This is a genomic window from Okeania sp. SIO2F4, assembly GCF_010672385.1.
In the GTDB taxonomy this organism is placed as follows: Bacteria; Cyanobacteriota; Cyanobacteriia; order Cyanobacteriales; family Microcoleaceae; genus Trichodesmium.
Window position 1 is genome coordinate 1 of record NZ_JAAHGT010000664.1, and the last position, 5,534, is coordinate 5,534.

At 39.3% G+C, this 5,534-nt stretch carries 7 protein-coding genes; 1 reads left to right on the forward strand and 6 read right to left on the reverse strand.

The features are described 5' to 3' along the window. Positions 1 to 729 precede the first annotated feature (729 nt). The 6 genes from F6K22_RS29955 to F6K22_RS29980 form a co-directional block, all read right to left on the reverse strand. Positions 730 to 876, reverse strand: coding sequence for a hypothetical protein (locus F6K22_RS29955; RefSeq protein ID WP_293106583.1), 147 nt, complete (start codon positions 874 to 876; stop codon positions 730 to 732). After that, positions 867 to 989 (reverse strand): hypothetical protein, encoded by a 123-nt coding sequence (locus F6K22_RS29960; RefSeq protein ID WP_293106586.1) that lies wholly within the window; start codon positions 987 to 989, stop codon positions 867 to 869. The genes F6K22_RS29955 and F6K22_RS29960 overlap by 10 nt, the downstream gene beginning before the upstream one ends. 117 nt (positions 990 to 1,106) lie before the next feature. Further along, positions 1,107 to 2,201 (reverse strand): bifunctional heptose 7-phosphate kinase/heptose 1-phosphate adenyltransferase, encoded by a 1,095-nt coding sequence (locus F6K22_RS29965; RefSeq protein ID WP_293106589.1) that lies wholly within the window; start codon positions 2,199 to 2,201, stop codon positions 1,107 to 1,109. A 394-nt stretch (positions 2,202 to 2,595) separates the two neighbouring features. Continuing rightward, positions 2,596 to 2,817 (reverse strand): hypothetical protein, encoded by a 222-nt coding sequence (locus tag F6K22_RS29970; protein WP_293106591.1) that lies wholly within the window; start codon positions 2,815 to 2,817, stop codon positions 2,596 to 2,598. A gap of 11 nt (positions 2,818 to 2,828) precedes the next feature. Further along, positions 2,829 to 2,942 carry a helix-turn-helix domain-containing protein gene (locus F6K22_RS29975; protein WP_293106593.1) on the reverse strand — a complete coding sequence of 38 codons (114 nt, stop codon included), beginning with the start codon at positions 2,940 to 2,942 and terminating at the stop codon, positions 2,829 to 2,831. A 601-nt stretch (positions 2,943 to 3,543) separates the two neighbouring features. After that, positions 3,544 to 4,080: a response regulator gene (locus F6K22_RS29980; protein ID WP_293106596.1), complete on the reverse strand. Its 537-nt coding sequence runs from the start codon at positions 4,078 to 4,080 to the stop codon at positions 3,544 to 3,546. Positions 4,081 to 4,622: 542 nt separating this feature from the next. Between F6K22_RS29980 and lipA the strand changes: the two genes are divergently transcribed. After that, a partial coding sequence (gene lipA / locus F6K22_RS29985; RefSeq protein WP_293106599.1) for a lipoyl synthase occupies positions 4,623 to 5,534 on the forward strand: 912 nt, incomplete at its 3' end.

The following is a 5,534-nucleotide window of genomic DNA, read 5'->3' on the forward strand; positions in this document are numbered from 1 at the left end:
TCAACTATAGCACTACGCATTAAGGCTCTTGACATTTCTAAACCCTGAAACCTTTTAACCGTTTACTATTCCCTCCATACCTATTCCCTATTCCCGATTCAAGTAGCGCTATAGAATAATGGATACTCCTGCATAGTAATGGTAGGATACATATTTTTGGCGTTGGTGAATGATTGTATGATTTGACAGGAGTCAGGAGTCAGGAGTTAGGAGTTAGAAAGGAGTTTTTCGGTGACGACCGCGAGGCAGAAATAGGTATAATTCGCACTCTTGTTTTGGCTTAAAATCTACCGCTAGTTGAATTTCATACCTTATTTCACCAACGCCAATCCTTTGGAGTTGATACTAGCATTACAAGTATTTTTTACTGCCTGTGAATCAATAATTATCAGATGTAATTGCGTAGGTTGGGTTTCATTCTTCAACCCAACATTCTGTAGCATGACTTTAATTAGGGTTTGCTGAAAAAGTCTTATGGGTAACAGTAGGAGTCAGGAGTCGTAGGGACGATTCGCGAATCGCCCGTACAGGAGTCAGGAGGAATGGGGAATGGGGAATGGGGAATGAGCCAGGAGGCAGGAGGAAAAATTATCCCTTGATTTTTCTGCCTCACGTCAACCCAAGAACCTAACTTTTTGAGATCCCTAGAAGGAAAACCTTGTAATTTTTCAAGACTTAAAAAGGCTAAAACCGTTATCCTCGAATACTTTTAGATTTAATCAGCAAGCCCTAATTATTAAGTGAATAACATTGCTTACGTTCTTGTGAAATTTCCGATCTCACTGCTCGTAATAAATTCACTATATCCTCTCTTGATTTATATCCTGCCTCCGCTAAATCTTTAGCCAATTCCGACTGTAATTTTTCTATAGGCATAAAGAATATCGAGAAGATTGATTTTTCCTAAGTTCAACTATCATTTTTTTAATTAAACTAATTTGTTCGGAAACAGGAAGTTGTTTAGCTAAATTAAACACTTGTTCTAACATAATAATATTCCGTCAACTCACGAGATTTTGAATTATCTGTATTGCCTGTAGGGGTGAACGGCGGCCCCTACTCCTTTCTACCTAGTGACTCCTGACTCTTGACTCCTGACTCCTAACTTAACCCACAAGCACCTCTAAAGTCTCCCGCAACTCATCCACTGTTGTAGTCGCCGTACCAAACTTACGCACTACCACACTAGCAGCCAAATTTCCCAAAACTACAGCTTCCCAAGTCGAAGCACCAACACCCAAAGCTAAAGTTAAAGCAGCAACAACCGTATCCCCAGCACCAGTCACATCAAAAACATCAGTCCGGTTAAAAGCAGGAATATGCCAACAATAAATGGCAGCATCATCAGTATCAGAAATAGTAAAAGAAGGTGGGGGTGCATTTGAACTAGCACTTGAACTATTTATGCGGTCAAACAAAGTCATTCCTTCTTCACCACGAGTAATTAAAATTTGCTCTGCATCTGTTAACTGCAACAAGTCACACCCTGCTTGATAAAGAGTATCAAAATTAGTAATTGCATATCCCACAGCTTTCTCCGCTTCGGGAAGATTAGGAGTAAATAGAGTTGCACCCTTGTAACGTTGTAAATCTTTCTGAGTATCTACAATAGTTCTTTGAGAATGAGATATAGCTGCTTCTATAACTGTTGCTGTGAGAACACCATCTCCATAGTCTGAACAAATTACTGCATCTACTGTACCAACTTGTCGCTGAATACACTCCGCCAGTTGCACTTGCAAATAAACTTCTGGCAAATCATCAGATTTTCGATCTACCCTAACAATTTGTTGAGTTACAGACTGACGAGCATGACCTGAGATTCTAGTTTTAGTCACTGTGGGGCGGTTAGAGTCAACTAAAATTCCAGTAGTATCAACTCCAGCAGATTCAAAAATGTGACGCAGTGCAATACCTTGATCGTCTTTTCCTAACAAACCAACAACCTTAACTTTAGCGCCCAACTTAGCAAAATTATAAACCGCATTAGCTCCACCCCCAGGTACTCTATCTGTAGTTTCGTGACGCAGAATTAATACTGGTGCTTCACGAGAAATACGCTCCACTTGACCAGTCATAAATTCATCCAGGGTTAAATCTCCCACTACTAAGACTTCAACTTGAGAAAAACCTGCGAGTAAATTCAGTAGTCGAGGGGTAGAAGTTTTGAGTTGAGCGAGAAATTCTGAATCTAGTACCATAATTTATTTTTCTTTTACTCAGGAGAATGAGCAGGGCTAATAATTGGACAATATTGTAGACAATTGTGCATTCTTTGTCTTGTTATCTAATCAATGTCATAGATTTATTGCAGGTAGATGACCAATTAAAATGAAATTAATCTAATTGCAGGTTAAAAGTTAATAATCAGCAAAAAACAATTAATGCTGCTGTAAACGCACGAAAACTATGTGTATTAGTAGGTGGAGTTCCCACCGATGTTAAGCCTGCTCTTGAGAATAAGTTACAGACTGTGGTCAGTGGTTCTCACAGAAGCAGGAAGCTAGACTCCAAAGCTCAAATATGATTTTGGGTAAGTTTGAGTAAGTTCAGTAGAACGGTTGAACAATTACTGTAACATCAATTTCATTGAACTTAAATTCTACCTTTTTTCTGAAATTTGGGTTGACCTGAAATGAGCAAAAAACATCTTTTCCAAGCTTCTGACAAATACCTCAAAGCATATTGAGGAGAGCATTTAGATACCTGATAATACCAAGAACATTCCGGCTTGACCATTGCTACTAAAAGTTTATGTAAGTCAATAGCAGTAAGGAATTTGATTTTGCTATCTGGGTGAAGTAGGTTATGCTGCAATATATTTCTGGTTAACCATAATCCTCAATTCCAGGCGTGTCTTGCTTGCAACAAAGCGCGTGTTTAGCAAGCATGATTTTTTGCTGTTTATTTGGGTGCAGTTCGGTTTTGAATCCTAGTAGCATAAAACAGATAATTGCTGATTATTATAGATTGTACTAGATTATATAGCAGTTCCCATACTGGTGAGGTACAAAATTTGTTGGTTTTAGGGAGTAGGGAATAGGGAGTAGGGAATAGGGAATATAAAAGAAGAAAAACAACTGTACCTCAGTAACTTAAGACACGCTATAGCCAACAGTTACTAGCCCCAACTCTTATACCATTTATCGATCGAGCTGGACTTAATAAAATATAACTGAGGTAGAGAAGTCGGGTTAGGTCGGAACATACCATAAATATTTGATTGATTTACAAATAAACCAGACTTCTGAGTATTGAAACTGTACTTAATAAATAGCAGCGATCTGCGCCAGTGATTGGAAGATTTGATAGAAAATTTATTCAAGACATTGTTACAAAGAAATGGATTAGAAACCTTGCATACAAAGTCTCTACTATAATGGTTAATTTGCCAGACATTTTATCTAGCAGGGGGTTTTGTCTCCCAACCATTGCAATTGGGAGTATGTCAAGATAAATAATGCCAATGCCCAAAATGTATAAATATTCCTGGGGGAAAAAATATTAGAGTAATCAAGAAGCAATACTTAATGTCTAATTTCACTACTTCAACTTTTGTTTGACAATAGTCACAAGTTGAGTCATTTGTTTTTTCAATGCTACAATTTCAGCCTGCATTTTCTTAACTTGAGCTTGTAACGCCTGAATCTCTTCAGAACTACCCCCCGAACCAGCATCGACTTGCTCAGGAGGACGTCTTTTGGCCAAATCAAAGGCAGACTTAATAGCTGCAGTTAATTCTTTTTTCTCAAAAGGTTTTTCTAGAAAAGCAAAATAATGTTTATTGAAAGGTTCAGGAATTTTATCTGTTACCTCTTCCTTGCGACCTGACATGAGAACTAAGGGAATCTTTTTTAGTTTAGAGTCGGATTGAATTTTTTGAAATACCTCCCAACCAGTAACTTTTGGTAATAGAAAATCTAACATAATCAAGTTAGGGCGTTCCTTAACAATAAATTTCAATCCCTCTTGGCCGTCCTTTGCTTCTATAACAGTAAAGTTTCCTTGAGGAAGCATTTCTTGGACTCTTACTCTAATGACTTTACTATCATCAATAACTAAAATTTTGTGTCCTGCCACGACTAGCACCTCCAGTGATGAGTTGGTGTTTTCAAATTAATCTTATCTATATTCTTATAGTCAGCCATAAGTATAGCTAAATCTTGGCTTTAATATTCACCTGTTCTTGATATAGAAACCCACAAAGTTATAGCTGAAGTCACAAGTCACAAGTCAGAAGTCAGAAGTTAAATTCTTGCTGTGAATATATTTGAGAGGAGCGAGAATGTCCTAACCGCTCTGGCGACTGCTATATTATTTTTAATTTTTTATGATAACCTCTCTCGAAGAGATGCACTCTATTTTAGTAGAGTGTCATCACGGCATACAAATCAATGTTGCGCTTCTCACAATAATGTGTTATGATCCACCAGGCTGCTGCGCTCGCAGTGACTAGGGGAGTGGTTTGATTGGCTACGTACTGTAGAGCCACCGCAAGACCGGAAAGAGGGAATGGCCTTAGAGGCAGGTACCCCAGAAGCAGAAAACCTAAGTCGTGAGACTTAGGAATCCCGCACTGTCGCAATTGCGCAACGTTGGAAAAATGTCAAGGCTACAAAAAAATGGTCAATCAAGTAGATATGAAAGCCCAAATTCAGAGTATGCCAAAGTGGCTACGTCCCTCTTTGGGCAAAGCTAGTGAGATTTCTACTGTACAGAAAATTATCAAGCAGCGTCAGCTCCATACAATCTGTGAGGAAGGTCGCTGTCCTAATCGAGGTGAATGTTATGCTCAAAAGACAGCTACTTTTTTGTTGATGGGTCCTACTTGTACAAGGTCTTGTGCATTTTGTCAAGTGGATAAGGGTCACGCTCCAATTCCCTTAGACCCCAAGGAACCGGAAAAAGTAGCTGAAGCTGTGGAATTGTTGGGTTTGGAATATGTGGTACTGACTTCTGTGGCTAGGGATGATTTGTCAGATGGTGGTGCTAGTTGGTTTGTAGCAACAATGACGGCTATTAGAAAGCGGAACCCAGAGGCGAAAATAGAGGTCTTGACTGCTGATTTTTGGGGTGGTCAGAATGGAGTGGGTGTTGATAAGTTGTCTGTTTCTTTAACTGAAAGACAAAGAAGACGGATAGAGGTAGTTGTGAATGCTCAACCTGCTTGTTATAACCATAATATAGAAACAGTACGGCGTTTGCAAGGTCCTGTCCGTCGTGGGGCAAAGTATGAGCGATCGCTTGATGTATTGCGAATTGTTAAGGAGTTTAACCCTAATATTCCCACTAAGTCTGGGTTAATGTTGGGACATGGAGAAGCAGAAACTGAAGTAGTAGAAGCAATGGCAGATTTGAGAAGAGTAGGATGCGATCGCATAACTTTAGGCCAGTATATGCGACCTTCCCTAGCACATTTGCCCGTGCAAAAATATTGGACCCCAGAAGAGTTTGACCAGCTTGGAGCGATCGCTAAACAAATGGGCTTTTATCATGTTCGTTCTGGCCCTTTAGTTCGTAGCTCCTATCATGCT